Origin of the sequence: Novosphingobium sp. (assembly GCF_039595395.1) — a bacterium.
Taxonomy (GTDB): Bacteria; Pseudomonadota; Alphaproteobacteria; order Sphingomonadales; family Sphingomonadaceae; genus Novosphingobium.
Window position 1 is genome coordinate 652,953 of sequence record NZ_JBCNLP010000006.1, and the last position, 16,753, is coordinate 669,705.

Consider the following 16,753-nt stretch of genomic DNA (forward strand, 5'->3'; position numbering starts at 1 on the left):
AAAGCCATAACAAAAACGGGACGTGGGCTATGCGTTGCGTGAATGGCGAAGGGGTGTGCTCAGCGCAGATAGAGCCCGCCGTTCATATCCAGCGTGGCACCCACGAAAAAGCCGCCGCGATCCGAGGCGAGCAGGGCGGTGGCCGCCGCGATCTCGCCCACATGCATGAAGCGGCCGATCGGCACCTCGCTTTCGACGCGGGCGATCTGCTCGGGGCTGAGGCGGGCCTTGGCGGTGTCGATGGGGCCGGGGGAGATGGCGTTCACCGTCACCCCGCTGCCCGCCAGATAGCGCGCGAAATATTTGGTCAGCATGATCGCCCCGGCCTTGGAGGCGGCATAATGCGGCGAGGCCACCGTGCCGCCGTTCTGCCCGGCCAGCGAAGTGATGTTGACGATGCGGCCATAGCCGTTCTCGCGCATATGCTCGGAAAAGATCTGGCAGCTCAGGAACACGCTGCGCATGTTGATCTGGACGATCTCGTCGAATTCCTCGGGGGAGATGTCCTGCGTGGGGGTCCGCTTGGCATGGCCGGCGTTGTTGACGACGATATCCACCCGGCCCCAGGCACCCGCGATGCTGTCGCGCGCGGCAAGGAAATCGTCCTTGCTGCGCACATCGAGCGGGATCGCCATGGCGGTCTTGCCGCTCGGGTCGAGCGACTCAGCAACGGCCTGCGCCACCGCCAGATCGACGTCGCTGACCGCCACCTTGCCGCCTCCGGCATGGATTTCGCGGGCGACAGCCTCGCCCACGCCCCGGCCGCCGCCGGTGACCAGGGCGCTGCGCCCCTCGAAGGAGAAGCTGCCGTTGGCGGGAAGGGAGAAGGTGTCACTCATCGGGGGGGGGGGCTCTCATCGCAAAGACCACCGGGCGGGGAACGGCCCCGCCCGGTGGCAGGGTGGGTCAGGGGCGCAGCGAGACCGTCAGGCCATAGGTGCGCGGCTGGTTGGTGAAGATCTTCCAGTAGGTGGAACCGCGACCGGGCACCGCCAGGAAGGAGGTGATGTCGTCGGCATTCACGATCTGGAAGTTGTTGGTCAGGTTCTTGACCCAGGCGCCGATCTGCCAGCGGCCATTGGCCGATTCGTAAGTCAGCCGGGCATTCAGCGTTTTGCCCTCGGTCTTGTCATAGAGGTTGGAATAGAGCCGCAGCGTGTTGGCGTCATCGGTCGAGATTTTCGACGAATAGCTGAAATCGGCCTGCGGGGTCAGCGTGGCGCCACCCTTGAGCGCATAGGCATAGCTGGCGCCCAGGCTGAAGGCATCGTGCGGCGCGAATTTGGCGGGATTGCCCGAATAGTCGACATTGACCAGCGGATCGCGCAGCGAGGTGTAATGGCCCGACAGATGGGTGTAATTGGCGTTGATGCGGAAGGCGGGCGTGATGCGCAGCACGCTTTCCACCTCGGCGCCGCGCATCTGCAGTGTGCCATTATAGGTATGGGCGATGCCCCCCGCGCCGGAGAAGTTCTGCAGATTGTCGGTCTTCTGGTCGAAGAGCGAGACATTGAAATCCAGCCGGTTGTCGAGCAGGCGGGTCTTGGCGCCGACCTCGATGTTGCGGGCCTTTTCGGGTTCGAGCGGGATGGTGGGGTTGCGATAGGCGTTGTCGACAAAACCGCCCGATTTGAAGCCGCGCGCGAAGGTGGCATAGAGGTTGACCTTGCGCACCGGCTCATACTTCACGGTGAAACGCGGGGTGAAGGCATTCCACGTCTTGCCGCCCGAGGCGAAAACCTCGCCCGGGAAACCGAAGGCTGCAATCGCGCCGGGATCGGTGTTGCTGTAGGCGTGGTAGTCGATCTGCTTGCGGTCGCTGGTGTAACGCCCGCCCGCCACCACGGCGAGCTTGTCGGTGAGTTTGAAGGTCGCCTCGCCAAAGACGGCGATGGAGCGCACATTGCCGCTTTGCACGCGCACGATGTTGGTGATGCCAGGATTGGGCCGGATCGCGGCGCCCGTCGAGGAGGTGGACAGCGGGCTGTAGTTGAAGGTGTTGGTGGTGGAAACGTCGGCGGTCAGGAAATAGGCCCCCACCACATAGGACAGGCGGTTGGGCGCCGAGGCGAAGCGCACCTCCTGCGTGAAGCTGCGGTTGCGCACATCCTGCCTGCGGTCGAACACCGGGGTGGCGGTGCCGACCGGCACATCGTCGTTGATCGCATGGCTGTCGTTCATGCGATAGCCGCTGATCGCGGTCAGCGTGCCGCCCAGCAGATCGAGATCGCCGCGCGCATAGAAGCCGCGCAGCCGCTGGCTGTAGGGCGATGGCGCGAAGTCGTTGTTGGTCCATTGCGCATTGGTGAACTTGCCGAAGCTGGCGGGAATCGCCTGATTGCCGCCCACGCCAAGCTGGATCGCGCCGCCATTGCCGGTGGTGTAGGAATAGTCGCCCGCGAGCACGATCTTGAGCGTGTCGGTCGGCTTGAAGAGCAGCTTGCCGCGCATGGCATAGCCCTCGGTCTGGCCGTAATGGCCGCTCTGGTTGGGGGTGTTGATCAGGCCATCGCCGCGCTCGGTGCTGAAGGCGAAGCGCGCCGCCACCTTGTCATCGACGATGGGGGCGTTGAACATGCCCTCGGTGCGCAGATAGCCGCCATTGCCGCCGGTGACCTGGCCGAAATAGTCTTCCTTCATCTCGGGATTGTTGGTGACGACCGAGATCGCCCCGCCCACCACATTGCGCCCGAACAGCGTGCCCTGCGGCCCGCGCAGCACCTCGACGCGCTGGATATCGTAGAAGTTGGCGTTCAGGTCGTTGTTGAAGACGTAATAGATGTCATCCATGAAATAGGCGACCGGCGTGTCGAGCGTCGCCGTGCGGAAGGTGGAGACATTGCCGCGGATCGCCACGATGGAGAGCGATTTGTCGGCGGTGTTGATGGTGATGCCGGGGATCTGCTGGACCAGCGATGCCGGGCTGAACACCTGCTGGGTGCGCAATTGCTCGCCCCCGAAGGCGGCCATGGAGAAGGGCACTTCGCGCACGGTCGATTCGCGGCGCTGTGCCGTCACGATTATATCTTCCGAAGGCGCGACCTCGGTTTGAGCGGCTGGCGCCGCTGCCTGTTGGGCCAAAGCCATGCCGGGGGTAAAACTCGCCGAGAGCATAAAAATGGCGGAAAAATGCCTGAATTTGCGACGCATCCTGTGGTTTCTCCCCTGTTGTCGGGCGGGTTTGCCGCCGCTTCGAAAAGGACAGAAGCAGCAAAGCGTGAATGCCCGCAAGAGGATCGTCCCGATTTTTGAATGGTAAGACCTTATTCCGATTGGGGCGCGAAAGGCGCAGGCTCTAACAGGAAATGGACAAGGTCACGGCCGGGCAGGCCAGCGCTCCCGATGCCGGGCGCCCCGCCGGACCCGCCACCAGCAGAGGAAGAGCCTGAAATGCAGTCCAACGACAGTATCGATCTGACCCGGGTGGGGCCTGGCACGGTCATGGGGGCGTTCATGCGCCAATACTGGATGCCGGCCTGCCTTTCCTCCGAGGTGAAGGCCGATGGGGATCCCGTCCGCCTGATGATCATGTGCGAGAAGCTGATCGCCTTCCGCGACAGCTCGGGCCGGGTGGGGATCATGGATCACCGCTGCCCGCACCGCTGCGCCTCGCTGTTCATCGGCCGCAACGAGCAGAACGGCATCCGCTGCGTCTATCACGGCTGGAAGTTCGATGTGGACGGCAAATGCGTCGATATGCCCTCGGTCCCCGCGCGGATGGACTTCAAGGAAAAGGTCCATGCCAAGGCCTACAAGACGCATGAGGCCAACGGGCTGATCTGGGTCTATATGGGCGAGAACCAGGCCAATCCGCCGCCGCTGCCCGAGATCGAGGCGACGATGCATCCCGAGGCCGAAATCTGGTGCCTGCAGCGCGACTGCAACTGGCTCCAGGCACTGGAAGGCGACATCGACACCAGCCATGTCGGCTTCCTGCATGTCGGCTCGATCGAGGCCGACGATCTGGACGAAGACCACCCCATGCGCCCGACCGTTCTGGACCGTGCGCCTGAATATGAGGTCGCCCAGGCCGATTGGGGCGTGATGTATGGCGCGCACCGCCCCAATGACGACGGGCAGAAGAGCTGGCGCGTCGCCCATTACATGTTCCCCTTCTGGACGCAGACCCCCAACAACCGCTTCGCGACTCGCGCCATCGCCCGCGCCTGGGTGCCGATGGATGACGAGCATTCGATGCTGTTCGACATCACCTGCGGCGTGGATGCGGGCAATCCGGCCTACACCTCGACGCTCAAGGACGGCACGCCGCTCTTCGATGTGATCCAGTATGCGCCGACCACCACCGACTGGTTCGGCCGCTGGCGCTCGGCCGACAGCCAGGCCAACGACTGGGCCATCGACCGCGACAGCCAGCGCAACGGCACGCAGTTCACCGGCATCCCCAACATCACCATGCAGGATCAGGCCGTGACCGAGAGCATGGGGCCGATCACCGACCACAATTTCGAGAATCTGGCCCCCACCGATCAGATGATCGCCCGCGTGCGCCGCCGCGTGCTGCTGGCCGCCCGCGCTTTGGCCACCAAGGGCACGGCGGGGCCGGGCGTGGAAGATCCCTCGATCTTTTACCGTGCGCGTGCCGGATCTTTCCTGCACAATCCGGATGATACGCTGCAGCAGGCCTATGAGGTGGCGCTCACCAAGGCCGTCCGCTGGCCCGACAAGGTTGAGGCAGCGGAATAAGGACAACCGGAGCCGTTGCGATCCATGCACCGGCTCCACAAACAACAGGTGATCAGGTGACGAGAGGCAATCTGGCCCGCGATACCCCGCCGATCCATGGCGAGGTCTCCGGCCAAGACAGGCATCGCGCCAAAGGGAGAGTGTGATGCAGGCTCGTATCAAGGCCATCCGTTGGGAGGCCGAGGATATTCTGTCCTTTACCCTGGAGCCGCTGGGCGGCGGGCTGATGCCTGCCTTTGAACCCGGCGCCCATATCGATGTGCAACTGGCTCCGGGCCTGTCGCGCAGCTACTCGCTGGCCAATGACCCGGCGATCCGTGGGTCTTACGAGATCGGCGTGCATTTTTCGCCGACCAGCCGGGGCGGCTCGCGCCATATCCATGAGCAATGGCGCGCGGGTCAGATCATCGAGATTTCCGCACCCAAGAACAATTTCCCGATGGTCGAGGACGCGTCCCATACGGTGCTGATCGCCGGGGGCATCGGCATCACCCCGATGCTGCCGATGATCGCGCGGCTCAATAGGCTGGGCCGCAGTTGGGAGCTGCATTATGTCGCCGCCTCGCCCGAGCGCGCCGCCTATGTGGCGCATGTCGAGGCGCATGATGGCGTGATTGTCTGTTTTGACGGCATTCCCGGTGGCCGGCGGCTGGATTTGAAAGCCATCAGCGATGCGGCGCCCGCCGATGCGCATCTTTATTGCTGTGGCCCCTCGGGCATGCTCGATGCCTTTGTGGCGATCAACAAGAACCGCCCCAAGGACCATATCCATATCGAATATTTCAGCGCCGAGACCGAAGTGGCCACCGAAGGCGGCTACACGCTCGAGCTGGCGCGCAGCGGGCAGACGGTGACCGTCCAGGAAGGCGAGACGATGCTCGACGCGCTGCTGGGCGTTGGGGTCGATATCGGCTTTGCCTGCGGCGAGGGCGTCTGCGGCACCTGCGAGGTCAAGGTGCTGGAAGGCATCCCCGACCACCGCGACCATTTCCTGACCGATGAGGACAAGGCTTCCAACCGTTCGATCATGGTGTGCTGCTCGGGCTCGAAATCGCCGAAACTGGTGCTGGATATCTGATGCTGGCGCCGGAGCCCGTTCCGGCCCAGCCGACAAACATGCGGACAGCGGCGGCATGAACCGCCGCGCCGGAGAGGAAAACATCTTGGCCACAGGCGCGACAGACTTGATTTTGCCCCCGGCGGGCGGCCTGCGGTTCTACCGGCCCGGCGTGGTGTTGCTCATCGCGCTGACCGTGGTGCTCGACGGGCTGGACAATCAGATGCTGGGACTGGCCGCGCCTGCCCTGCTGCATGAATGGAGCCTGCCGCGCGCGGTGCTGGGCGGCATTTTCGCGCTGGGCTTTGTCGGCATGGCGCTGGGTACGCTGGGCGCCGGGCAGATCGGAGACACGCGGGGGCGGCGCGTGGCGCTGCTGCTGGGCGTGGTGGTGTTTGGCGTGGCGACGCTGGCGACAGGTTTCGTCGCGCAGGTGTGGCAGCTGGCGGCGCTCAAGATGCTGGCCGGTGTGGGGCTGGGCGGCGTGCCCGGCACGGCGGCGGCGATGATCGCGGAGTTCACCGTGGCGCGCTGGCGCAGTCTGGCGGTGACCTTCGGCGTGGTCTGCGTCTCGATCGGCGGCATTCTGGGCGGGGCGATGGCGGCTCAGATCCTGCCCGCGCTGGGCTGGCGCTGGCTGTTCTGGAGCAGCGGCGCGGGGACGCTGGTGATCGCGCTGCTGCTGGTGCGCTTGCTTCCGGAATCGCCGGGCTTTCTGGCATGCCATCCGGCACGCCGCGCCGAACTGGAGCGGGTTCTGGGGCGTTTGGGTGAACATCTGCCCCTCTCAGCGGGCCGAAACAGCCTGTCGCCTCCGCTCGCCGATCTGCTGCGCGGCGATCTGACACGCAGCACCCTGGGCCTCTCGACAGCGATGCTCTCGGGCATGTTTCTGGTCTATCTGATGTTCAACTGGGCGCCGACCATGCTGGCCGCGCAAGGCTTTGCCCTGCGAGACACCAGCCTTGGCCTGACCTTATACAACATTGGCGGCACCACGGGCGCGTTGCTGGCGGCGCTGGCGATCATGGGGCTGGGCTCGCGCGTTACCCTGCCGGTTCTGGCCGGGCTGGCGGTGCTGGTCTGCGCCTTTCTGGCGCTGGCGCCTCTGCAGGGGGCCGGGCTGCCGATGATGATCGGGCTGGGCCTGCTGGGCCTGACCGGCAGCGCCGCGCAATCGGCGATGTTCGCGCTGGGCGCCCATGCCTTCCCCCTGCCGCTGCGCGCGCGGGGCATGGGGCTGATGGGGGCGGCGGGGCGGATCGGTGCCCTGGTCAGCGCGCTGGCCGGCTCGTGGCTGGTGGCGGGACGCGGGGGCTTTTTCGCTGTGCTGGGCGGTCTGATGATCGTCAACATGCTGAGTTTTCTGACCGTGCGCGGTCATATCCCCCGCCTGGCGCGGGGCAGAGCCGAGGATCTAAGGTGAGCGACACATTCGACTATATCGTCATCGGTTCGGGCTCTGCCGGCAGCCTGATGGCCAATCGCCTTTCGGCCGATCCGGCCAACCGGGTCGCGCTGATCGAGGCCGGCCCATCGGACCGCCAATGGCCGGTCAACATCAAGACCGCCATGCCGGTGGGCAACATCTTCCTGATCCCGCATGCCCGCTACAACTGGAAGCATACGCTTTCGGGCAATACAGAGATCGGCGGGCGCAGCATCAACTTCCCGCGCGGCAAGCTGATGGGCGGCTGCAGCGCGATCAATGGCGGCGTCTATATCCGCGGCCAGCGCGAGGATTACGACGCCTGGGAGCGAGCCGGGAACAAGGGCTGGGCTTACAAGGATGTGCTGCCCGGCTTTATGGCTGTCGAGAATTACGAAGGGCCCGACAAACCCTGGCATGGCAAAGGCGGCGAGCTGGATGTGCAGAAACCGCGCTCCTTCAATCCGATCACCCATGCCATCATCGAGGCCGCGCAGCAGGCAGGCCATCGGCGCAATAACGATTTCGCTGGAGAGCGTCAGGCGGGCTTCGGCCCCTATGACCTCAACCAGCGGCGCGGCACGCGGCTGTCGAGCGCGCGGGCTTTTCTCAACCCGGTGCTGAAACGCCCCAATCTGACCGTGCTGTCCGACACGCTGGCCCGGCGCATTCTCTTCGACCGGGGCCGGGCCACCGGCCTTGAGATCGAGCAGGCGGGCGAGCAGCGCGTGCTTCAGGCCCGGCGCGAGGTGGTGCTGTGCGGCGGGGCTATCAACTCGCCGCAATTGCTGATGCTGTCGGGCATCGGCCCCGCCGACCATCTGCGCGAGAAGGGCATCGAGGTGCTCTGCGATCTGCCCGGCGTCGGCGCGCATCTGCAGGACCACCCCACCGTCCATGTGGCGATGGAGAATCCAAGCGCGGAATCCTATGCGCTCTCGCCGCGCACCTATGGCCGTATCCTGCTCAGCCCTTTGCGTTATCTGCTGCGCCGTGATGGCATGCTGGCCAGCAATGTGGCCGAATGCGGGGGATTTCTCTGCACCGATGGCAGCGGACGGCCGGATATCCAGATCACCTTTCTGGTCGGGCTGAAGGCCAATGCGCGCGTCATCCCCTCCGAGCATGGCTATATGGCGCTGATCCAGCTTTTGCGGCCCAAAAGCGAGGGTTCGGTGCGCCTCGCCAGCAGCGATCCGCGGGACAAGCCGGTGATCGACCCCAATTTCTTCGCCGATCCCTATGACATGCGCACGCTGATCGCCGGTTTCCGCGAGGCGCGGCGCATCTTCGCCCAGCCCGCGCTGGCCGCCATGACCGGCGCCGAGATCGAGCCAGGCGCCGATGTGCAGAGCGACGCCGAGATCGACGCCGCGCTGCGCAAGATCGTCAACACCGCCTATCACCCCACCGGCACCTGCAAGATGGGGCCGGACAGTGATCCCATGGCGGTGGTCGATGGGCGGCTGCGGGTGAGGGGCGTGTCGGGGCTGCGCGTGGTCGACGCCTCGGTGATGCCCGAGATCATCAGCGGCAACACCAGCGCCCCCACCATGATGATCGCCCAGCGCGCCGCCGCCTTCATTCTGGAAGACGCGGCGACATCGAACATCGCGGCCTGAACCAAATCATATAAGGAGAGCCCCCCATGGAGATGACCCTGATGCGCAACCGACCCGCCATGCTGGCATCCCTCGATCAGGATATGCTGATCGGCGGCAAGCGCGTGCCCGCCGCCTCGGGCGAGCGGTTCGAGACGCATAATCCCGCAACCGGCGAACTGCTCGCCCGCGTGGCGCGCGGTACAGCGCAGGATGTGGACCGCGCGGTGGCTTCGGCCCGCGCGGCCTTCGAGGGCCCCTGGCGCCGGATGAAAGCGGCCGAGCGTCAGCGCATCATGCTGCGCCTCGCCGATCTGGTCGAGGCGCATTACGAGGAACTGGCGATGCTCGACACGCTGGACCTTGGCGCGCCGGTCTCGCGCACCCTTCTGGGCAAGGCGCGGGCCGGGGCGTTGCTGCGCTATTACGCGGGTCAGGCGACGCTGATTTCTGGCGCTACGCTGCCCAATTCCGCGCCGGGCGATGTGCTGTCGCAGACCTTCAAAGAGCCGATGGGCGTGGTCGCGGCGATCAACCCGTGGAACGGGCCGGTGGGCATGTCGGTGTGGAAAGCCGCGCCGGTGCTGGCCAGCGGCTGCACCATGGTGATGAAGCCTGCGGAACAGACGCCCTTGTCGGCCCTGCGCTTTGGCGAATTGTGCCTTGAGGCCGGCGTGCCGGAAGGCGTGATCAACATCCTGACCGGGCTGGGCGATGCCGGGGCGGCGCTCTCCATGCATCCGGGGATCGACAAGATCGCCTTCACCGGCTCGACGGGCGTGGGCGAGAAGATCCTGCATGCCGCCGCCTCGACCATGAAGCGGGTGACGGTGGAGCTGGGCGGCAAATCGCCCAACATCGTCTTTGCCGATGCCGATCTGGACAAGGCGGTGCCCGCTGCGGCCACGGCGGTCTTCGCCAATGCCGGGCAGATCTGCAGCGCGGGCACGCGGCTGTTCGTGCAGCGCGAGATTCATGACGAGTTCATGGCCCGCCTAGCCGAACACACGCGCACCATCCGCGTGGGCGATCCGCTCGATCCCGCCACGCAGATCGGGCCGGTGGTGTCGCGCCCGCAGATGGACAAGATCCTCGGCTTTATCGAGGGCGCCGGGCAGGAAGGCGCGCACGCGCTGGTGGGCGGCGCGCGCATGGGCGGCGCGGGGCTGGACAAGGGCTTCTTTATCGAGCCCACCATCTTCACCGGCGTCACCGACGAGATGACCATCGCGCGCGAGGAAATCTTCGGCCCCGTGCTCAGCGCCTTTGCCTTCGACACCGAGGAAGAGGTGTTGCAGCGTGCCAATGCCACGCCTTTCGGCCTTGGCAGCGGCGTGTGGACGCGCGATCTGGCCACCGCGCATCGCATGGCGCGCGGCATTCAGGCCGGGTCGGTGTGGGTCAATTGCTACCAGATGCTCGATCCGGGCGTGCCCTTTGGCGGCTACAAGCTGAGCGGCTTCGGGCGCGAATCCGGCCCGCATCACATCGAGGATTATCTGGAAACCAAGGCCGTCTGGATCAATCTGGACTGACAGGCGCTACACCCAGCCCGAACTGCGCCATTCGGACTGGGGCGTATCGGATCGCATCACCGCAGCGGCCTTTTCCAGACAGTCGAGGAAATGCCGCTGCGTGGCGGTGGGCCGCCAACTGCGCCGGGTGGTGATGCCCACCAGGCGGCGGCTGTGTTCCAGCGGCGCGCCCACCTGCGCCAGCAGCCCGCTGCGGATCTGCAAGGCCACCTGATCGGGTGACAGCAGGGTGAGGAAATTGCCCTCGGTCAGCAGGCGCCCGATGATCATCACCGATCCGCATTCGATGGGCGTTTCGGGCAGATGCGCCCCGTCGAACAATTGCTCCCACTGTTCGCGCAGCGGCGAATTGGCGGGATTGACGATCCACGGATAGGACCCCAATTGCTCCAGCGTCGGGCGCTCGACCTCGGCGAGCGGATGGCGGCTGCCCGCTGCGATCACCAGCCGGTCCTCATAGAGCGGCATTTGATAAAGGTCGGCGATTTCGAAGGGGCGCAGCGCGCCCACGATCATGTCGATATCGCCATCGCGCAAGGGTTCGACGAGCTCGCGCCAACTGCCTTCCAGCACCTTGAAACCGGCGCGCGGATGGCTTTGCACCATGCGCGCCATCGCCGTGGGCACCAGATAGGGACGGGCCAGCGGCAGCGCGCCAAAGGCAATCAGTTCGCTGCCGCTGTCGAATCCCAGATCGGCCACGGCGGCGATGATCTCGGCCACGGCCAGACGGGCGCCGCGCGCCAGCCGCCGCCCTGCCGGATTGAGCCACACCGCGCGCCCGCGCCGCTCGACCAACTGGCCGCCGATCATATGCTCCAGATCGCTGACCGCGCGATGCACGGCGGTCTGCGACATGCCGCTGCTGTGTGCGGCGGCGGAAAAGCCGCCCGCCTCGGCCAGCGCCAGAAAGGCGCGCAACTGGGTCATGGTCATCAGCCGCTCGGGATATTGAAACACCGCCGACAGGCCCTTGGCCGCCTGTGAAAGATGGTCGAGCGCGGCGCGGGTGCGTTCGATCACGATCGCGCCCATGGGCGTGGGCACCATGCCGCCCGACCGCCTTTCGAACATCGTATAGCCGAATTGCCGCTCCAGCTTGGCCAGCCCTTGAGTCAGCGCGGGTTGCGACAGGCTGACGCTGTCCGCCGCAGCCGTGATCGAGCCTTTCTCCGCAATGGAGAGCAGGGCGCGCAAATGCCGCAGGTTCAGGTCGAAGGGGTCTGCCGCCATGGATCACCTTCTAGGGAAAGGTCGGGTTCTCGCCAATCCTGAATTTGGAATGGACTGACCTTTTTCTTAATGGTACGACCATTAGTGAATTGACGCCGAGGCGTCGAGTCCATTCCCCAGGAGGATGCCCCATGGATTTTGAACTACCCGAAGATATCGCCGAATTCCGCGAGGTCACGCGCCAGATCGTCAACAATCTGCTGACGTATGAACGGGCCTTTCACGAGACCGGGAAAATTAACCCTATCGTGCGCAAGACGCTGGTGGAGAACGGCTATTTTGCCATGGCCCTGCCCGAGGAATTCGGCGGCCTGGGGCTGGGCGCGCTGGCGCAGGCGGTGGTGCAGATCGAACTGGCGCGTCTTCCTCCCCAGTTCTGGACCGAGCTGCGCCCGCTGATGGGGCCGGGCGCCAAGAACATCATCCATCACGGCAGCGAGGCGCAGAAGGCCGCCCTCCTGCCCGGCATGGCCAGCGGCGAAATCGGCATCGCCTTCGCCCTGACCGAGCCCAATTCGGGCTCCGATCCGGGATCGATGCGCACCACCGCTGTGCGCAACGCCGATGGCTGGCTGATCAATGGCAGCAAGACCTATATTTCCAACGGCAAGAACGCCAAATATGTCATCGTCTATGCCTATACCGACAAGGCGGCGGGCACGCGCGGCGGCATCACCGCCTTCCTGATGCCCTCCAACACGCCGGGCTATGCCGTGACCGGCACGATCGAGCTGATGGGCACCGCCTCGCCGGGCGTCTATGAGCTGGTCTTCGACAATTGCCAATTGCCCGAGGATGCCGTGATCGGCGAGATCGGGCGCGGTTTCCATTATGCGCTGGAAGGGCTTAACGAGGGGCGCATGAATGTCGGCGCCACGGCGGTCGGCATGGGCGAGTATGCGCTGGAGCTGGCCATCGAGGAATCGAAGGTGCGCCCGGCTTTTGGCGGGGTGATTTCCGACTTTCAGGCGATCCGCCATTACATCGCCACCATGGCCACCGATATGCGCGCGGCGCGGCTGATCCTGCTCGATGCGGCATGGCGTTACGATCAGGGCGAGAAGAAGCGCGAACTGGCTTCGATGGCCAAGCTCTTCGCCACCGAGGCGGGCAGCCGCACCGTCGACACCGCGCTGCAGATCTTCGGCGGATCGGGCTATTGCAAGGGCTTTGCCATCGAGCGGCTCTATCGCGATATCCGCATCACGCGGATCTACGAGGGGTCTTCCGAGATCCAGCGCAACACCATCGCGCGCGAATTGCTGCGCTGAGGGTGATGGGCCGGGGCGTGTATGCCCCGGCCCTTTCGTTTCAGGCCAGGTCGCCTGAAGCCTGCAGCGCAGCCAATGCTTCGTTGGACAGACCCAGTTCCTGACCCAGCAGCGCCGCGCCATCGGCCCCCAGCGATGAGACATGATCGCGGGCATAGGTGCGCGAGGCGCTCATGCGGAAGGGCGGGTTGGTGACGCGATAGCCGCCCGCGCCATCGTGGATCTCGGCAAAGGCGCCACGCGCGGCCAGTTGCGGGTCTGCCAGCACCTCATCCACACCGCGATAGAGCCCGCAGGGCACGCCATGGCGCGAGAGGATGGCCTCGGCCTCGGCGCCGGTCAGGTGCTGGCTCCATTCTTCCACCAGACCCAGCAGCAGCGCCCAGTTGCGGTTGCGGTCGGCATTTGTGAGAAAGCGCGGGTCCTGCTGCCATTCGGGATGGCCGACCGCCTCGCTCAATTGCTCGAAATTGCGCGGGCTGGTGGGGGCGACCATGATGAAACCGTCGCTGGTGCGCAGCGGCGTGTAAAGCGGGCGGCGCGGATCGCCGGGGAATTGCGCTGCCTGGGTTTCATAGACCAGCATGCCGACCATCGCCTCCAGCATGGAGACGTCGATATGCTGGCCTTGCCCCGTCTTCTCGCGCTGATAGAGCGCGGCCTGGATCGCGCCGAAGGCATGGGTGCCGCCCAGCACATCGGCGATGAAGATGCCATTGGCGGCGGGCCGGTCGGCGCCGTCCTGATAGTGCAGATTGACCATATCGAAGCCGCTGGCGGCATGGATCACCGGGGCATAGGCGGGGTAATGCGCTTTGGGGCCGCTCTGCCCATAGCCGGAAATCGAGCAATAGATCAGCCGGGGATTGAGCGCCGAAAGCGTGGCATAATCCAGGCCGAAGCGGGCCATCACGCCGGGGCGGAAGTTTTCGATCACAATGTCGAAGCGGGGCACCAGTTGCTGGATCAACTCGCGGATCGCCGGGGCCTTGAGGTTGCAGGCCAGCGACTGCTTGCCCGCGTTGAGGTGGCCGAAATAGGCGCTATGCCCATCCCGCACCGGAGGCCGGGCACGCACCTGATCGCCCTCGAGCGACTCGATCTTCACCACCTCGGCGCCCAGATCGGCCAGCATGCGCGAGGCAAAGGGCCCGGCCATCACGCTGGTGAAATCGAGCACACGCACGCCGGACAATGCGTCACCAGAGGGGTGTCCCGGCTCTGTGGCTGGATGGCTCATGATCTCTCCCTATCTGCTTAAAAGTATAATGGTCATACCTATTGCATGAGGGCGCGAAAGGGTCAATCGCTCCGGTGCCGTACCGGGCGATGGGGCAGCTTTGACAGGAAGCGGAGGTCAGGCCGCCGAAGCGCCGCGTGCCTTCATATTCTTGCGCACATGGCGGTGAATGCGCTCCAGATGCTTGCGCATTTCCTGCGCGGCGGCTTCGGCATCGCGCTTGCGCATGGCGCGGATCAACCGCAGGCGCGAATCGATCAGCGTTTCCTGCAAGGTCTCGTAATCGGGCCCCTGCACGAATTCATGCAGGATCGAGGAAAGCGAATTGACGAAAATGCCGTAGATGCGGTTTTTCGTCGCGCGGGCCAGCACCTTGTACCATTGCGCGGCGCATTCATAGCGCGCCTCCACGCCGCTTTCCTGTTTCGTGCGCTCGGCAATGGCTTCCAGCTCGGCCAGGTCGGCCTCGGTGGCGCGTTCACAGGCCAGGCGGATGATGATGTCCATCGTGGCCAGACGCGCCTCGGTCAGCTCGTCGAGCGTGACCTTGCCCAGATGCACATAGTCGCGCATCGCCTGCACGATCTTGTCAGGCTCGGCCGCCTGGATGAAGGAGCCGCCCTTCACGCCCTTGGCGTTGCGGATGATGCCCGCCATTTCCAGCGTGCGCAACGCCTCGCGCAGGGCGCTGCGGCTGACCTGGAATTCGACCGCCAATTCGCGCTCGGCGGGCAATTTGTCGCCGGTTTTCAGCGTGCCGGCGGCCAGTTGCGCGCGGATCTGCTCGCAGACCGCCTCGAAGGTGCGCTGGGTCTTGATCGGGGCGAAGCTGGGTTTGGGGGCAGTGGCGTCGGGCATGGCGGTCAACTCGCGAACAGGAGAACACCGCTATAGCGCATGGGCGCAAAGGGGCAATGGCCGGACCGTAGAGGCTTGACAGTTGCGCATCGAATCTTAATGGTACGACCATTAGATATTTTCCGACAAAATGGGATGCCCGCCATGAAGATTCTCGTGCCTGTCAAAAGGGTGATCGACTACAATGCAAGGCCCCGCGTGAAAGCGGATGGATCGGGCGTCGACCTCGCCAACGTGAAGATGTCCATGAACCCCTTCGACGAGATCGCCGTCGAAGAGGCGGTCCGCCTGAAGGAAAAGGGCGTGGCCAGCGAGGTGATCGCCGTGTCGGTCGGCCCGGCCAAGGCCACCGAGACCCTGCGCACGGCGCTGGCGATGGGCGCGGATCGCGCCATCCTGGTGCAGACGGATGAGGCGGCCGAGCCGCTGGCCGTCGCCAAGATCGTCAAAGCGCTGGTCGACAAGGAGCAGCCGCAGCTGGTCATCCTGGGCAAGCAGGCCATCGACGACGACTGCAACCAGACCGGCCAGATGCTGGCCGCGCTGATGGGCCGCCCGCAAGGCACCTTCGCCTCGGCGCTGGCGGTCGAGGGCGACAGCCTGCTGGTGACGCGCGAGATCGACGGCGGCCTGGAAACCCTGCGCCTGACGCTGCCGGCCATCGTCACCACCGACCTGCGCCTGAACGAGCCGCGCTACGCGTCGCTGCCCAACATCATGAAGGCCAAGAAGAAGCCGCTGGTGACGAAAACCCCCGAGGATCTCGGTGTGGACATCACCCCACGCCTCGCCACGCTGAAGGTGGCCGAGCCGCCGGTGCGCAGTGCCGGCATCAAGGTGGCCGATGTCGATGCGCTGGTGGCCAAACTCAAGGATATGGGAGTTGCATGAGATGACGAGTCTGGTCTGGGTCGAACATGACGGTGCCGTGCTGAAGGATGCCACGCTTTCCACCGTGACGGCGGCGGCGCAGCTTGGCGAGGTCGTCGCGCTGGTCGCGGGGCAGGGCTGTGGCGCGGTGGCCGCCGCCGCCGCCAAGGTCGCCGGCGTCTCGCGGGTGCTGCTGGCCGAGGATGCCGCCTATGCCCATGGGCTGGCGGACAACATAGCGCCGCTGGTCGCCGGGTTGATGGAGGGTTTCGATGCCTTTGTCGCGCCCGCCACCACCGGGGGCAAGAACATCGCGCCGCGCATTGCCGCTTTGCTCGATGTGATGCAGGTCTCGGAGATCCTCTCGGTCGAGGGGCCCAGGACCTTCACCCGCCCGATCTATGCGGGCAATCTGATCGCCACGGTGGAAAGCCGCGATGCGAAACTGGTGCTGACGGTGCGGGCCACCGCTTTCGCCAAGGCAGAGGCCACGGGCGGCAGTGCGACGGTTGAGAGCATCGCGGGGCCCGGCGATGCGGGGCTTTCGGCCTTTGTCGAGGCGCAGATTGCCAGCAATGAGCGCCCCGAACTCACCAGCGCCAAGGTGGTGGTTTCGGGAGGACGCGCGCTCAAGGATGCGGCGGGCTTCGAGGCGGTGATCATGCCGCTGGCCGACAGGCTGGGCGCGGGTGTGGGCGCCAGCCGGGCGGCGGTCGATGCCGGCTATGTGCCCAATGACTATCAGGTGGGCCAGACGGGCAAGATCGTCGCGCCCGAGGTCTATATTGCGGTGGGCATTTCCGGCGCCATCCAGCATCTGGCGGGCATGAAGGATTCCAAGACCATCATCGCCATCAACAAGGATGAGGACGCACCGATCTTCCAGATCGCCGACATCGGCCTGGTCGCCGATCTGTTCGCGGCCGTGCCCGAACTCACCGCCAAGCTGTGACCG

The 16,753-nt window shown here is 65.2% G+C and carries 13 protein-coding genes; 8 read left to right on the plus strand and 5 right to left on the minus strand.

Translation table 11 applies throughout. The features are described from left to right. Positions 1–59: 59 nt before the first annotated feature. Both ABDW49_RS22910 and ABDW49_RS22915 read right to left on the minus strand, forming a co-directional pair. Positions 60–839: an SDR family NAD(P)-dependent oxidoreductase gene (locus ABDW49_RS22910; protein ID WP_343615546.1), complete on the minus strand. Its 780-nt coding sequence runs from the start codon at positions 837–839 to the stop codon at positions 60–62. 67 nt (positions 840–906) lie between these two features. Beyond that, positions 907–3,018 carry a TonB-dependent receptor gene (locus ABDW49_RS22915; protein ID WP_343615547.1) on the minus strand — a complete coding sequence of 704 codons (2,112 nt, stop codon included), beginning with the start codon at positions 3,016–3,018 and terminating at the stop codon, positions 907–909. A 372-nt stretch (positions 3,019–3,390) separates the two neighbouring features. Here ABDW49_RS22915 and ABDW49_RS22920 point away from each other — a divergent pair, with 372 nt between their 5' ends. From ABDW49_RS22920 to ABDW49_RS22940, 5 genes are all read left to right on the plus strand, one after another. Beyond that, entirely contained in the window at positions 3,391–4,704 is a 1,314-nt protein-coding gene (locus tag ABDW49_RS22920) for a Rieske 2Fe-2S domain-containing protein (RefSeq protein ID WP_343615549.1), read from the plus strand. Between the two features lie 145 nt (positions 4,705–4,849). Next, complete coding sequence (locus ABDW49_RS22925) at positions 4,850–5,782, plus strand: PDR/VanB family oxidoreductase (RefSeq protein WP_343615551.1); 933 nt, start codon at positions 4,850–4,852, stop codon at positions 5,780–5,782. 106 nt (positions 5,783–5,888) lie between these two features. Then, positions 5,889–7,187, plus strand: a complete 1,299-nt coding sequence (locus ABDW49_RS22930) for an MFS transporter (RefSeq protein WP_343615553.1) — start codon at positions 5,889–5,891, stop codon at positions 7,185–7,187. Then, positions 7,184–8,812 carry a GMC family oxidoreductase N-terminal domain-containing protein gene (locus ABDW49_RS22935; protein WP_343615555.1) on the plus strand — a complete coding sequence of 543 codons (1,629 nt, stop codon included), beginning with the start codon at positions 7,184–7,186 and terminating at the stop codon, positions 8,810–8,812. Before ABDW49_RS22930 ends, ABDW49_RS22935 begins: the two co-directional genes overlap by 4 nt. 26 nt (positions 8,813–8,838) lie before the next feature. Continuing rightward, complete coding sequence (locus ABDW49_RS22940) at positions 8,839–10,326, plus strand: aldehyde dehydrogenase family protein (protein ID WP_343615557.1); 1,488 nt, start codon at positions 8,839–8,841, stop codon at positions 10,324–10,326. A 6-nt stretch (positions 10,327–10,332) separates the two neighbouring features. Here ABDW49_RS22940 and ABDW49_RS22945 read toward each other — a convergent pair whose 3' ends face one another. After that, positions 10,333–11,559 (minus strand): LysR family transcriptional regulator, encoded by a 1,227-nt coding sequence (locus tag ABDW49_RS22945; RefSeq protein ID WP_343615559.1) that lies wholly within the window; start codon positions 11,557–11,559, stop codon positions 10,333–10,335. Positions 11,560–11,690: 131 nt separating this feature from the next. Here ABDW49_RS22945 and ABDW49_RS22950 point away from each other — a divergent pair, with 131 nt between their 5' ends. Continuing rightward, a complete protein-coding gene (locus ABDW49_RS22950) occupies positions 11,691–12,830 on the plus strand; it encodes an acyl-CoA dehydrogenase family protein (protein WP_343615561.1) in 1,140 nt (379 codons plus the stop codon). A gap of 40 nt (positions 12,831–12,870) precedes the next feature. Here ABDW49_RS22950 and ABDW49_RS22955 read toward each other — a convergent pair whose 3' ends face one another. Then, entirely contained in the window at positions 12,871–14,070 is a 1,200-nt protein-coding gene (locus ABDW49_RS22955; protein WP_343615563.1) for a CoA transferase, read from the minus strand. A 117-nt stretch (positions 14,071–14,187) separates the two neighbouring features. Next, positions 14,188–14,928: a GntR family transcriptional regulator gene (locus ABDW49_RS22960; protein ID WP_343615565.1), complete on the minus strand. Its 741-nt coding sequence runs from the start codon at positions 14,926–14,928 to the stop codon at positions 14,188–14,190. 144 nt (positions 14,929–15,072) lie between these two features. Here ABDW49_RS22960 and ABDW49_RS22965 point away from each other — a divergent pair, with 144 nt between their 5' ends. Both ABDW49_RS22965 and ABDW49_RS22970 read left to right on the plus strand, forming a co-directional pair. Beyond that, positions 15,073–15,819, plus strand: coding sequence for an electron transfer flavoprotein subunit beta/FixA family protein (locus ABDW49_RS22965; RefSeq protein ID WP_343615567.1), 747 nt, complete (start codon positions 15,073–15,075; stop codon positions 15,817–15,819). Between the two features lies 1 nt (position 15,820). After that, positions 15,821–16,750, plus strand: coding sequence for an electron transfer flavoprotein subunit alpha/FixB family protein (locus ABDW49_RS22970; RefSeq protein WP_343617366.1), 930 nt, complete (start codon positions 15,821–15,823; stop codon positions 16,748–16,750). Positions 16,751–16,753: the final 3 nt, after the last annotated feature.

Excerpts from the sequence above, each read along its gene's own strand:
- ABDW49_RS22945 (WP_343615559.1), bottom strand. The coding sequence starts at position 11,559 with ATGGCGGCAGACCCCTTCGACCTGAACCTGCGGCATTTGCGCGCCCTG.
- ABDW49_RS22960 (WP_343615565.1), bottom strand. The coding sequence starts at position 14,928 with ATGCCCGACGCCACTGCCCCCAAACCCAGCTTCGCCCCGATCAAGACC.
- ABDW49_RS22920 (WP_343615549.1), top strand. The coding sequence starts at position 3,391 with ATGCAGTCCAACGACAGTATCGATCTGACCCGGGTGGGGCCTGGCACG.
- ABDW49_RS22965 (WP_343615567.1), top strand. The coding sequence starts at position 15,073 with ATGAAGATTCTCGTGCCTGTCAAAAGGGTGATCGACTACAATGCAAGG.
- ABDW49_RS22910 (WP_343615546.1), bottom strand. The coding sequence starts at position 839 with ATGAGTGACACCTTCTCCCTTCCCGCCAACGGCAGCTTCTCCTTCGAG.
- ABDW49_RS22970 (WP_343617366.1), top strand. The coding sequence starts at position 15,821 with ATGACGAGTCTGGTCTGGGTCGAACATGACGGTGCCGTGCTGAAGGAT.
- ABDW49_RS22955 (WP_343615563.1), bottom strand. The coding sequence starts at position 14,070 with ATGAGCCATCCAGCCACAGAGCCGGGACACCCCTCTGGTGACGCATTG.
- ABDW49_RS22940 (WP_343615557.1), top strand. The coding sequence starts at position 8,839 with ATGGAGATGACCCTGATGCGCAACCGACCCGCCATGCTGGCATCCCTC.
- ABDW49_RS22925 (WP_343615551.1), top strand. The coding sequence starts at position 4,850 with ATGCAGGCTCGTATCAAGGCCATCCGTTGGGAGGCCGAGGATATTCTG.
- ABDW49_RS22950 (WP_343615561.1), top strand. The coding sequence starts at position 11,691 with ATGGATTTTGAACTACCCGAAGATATCGCCGAATTCCGCGAGGTCACG.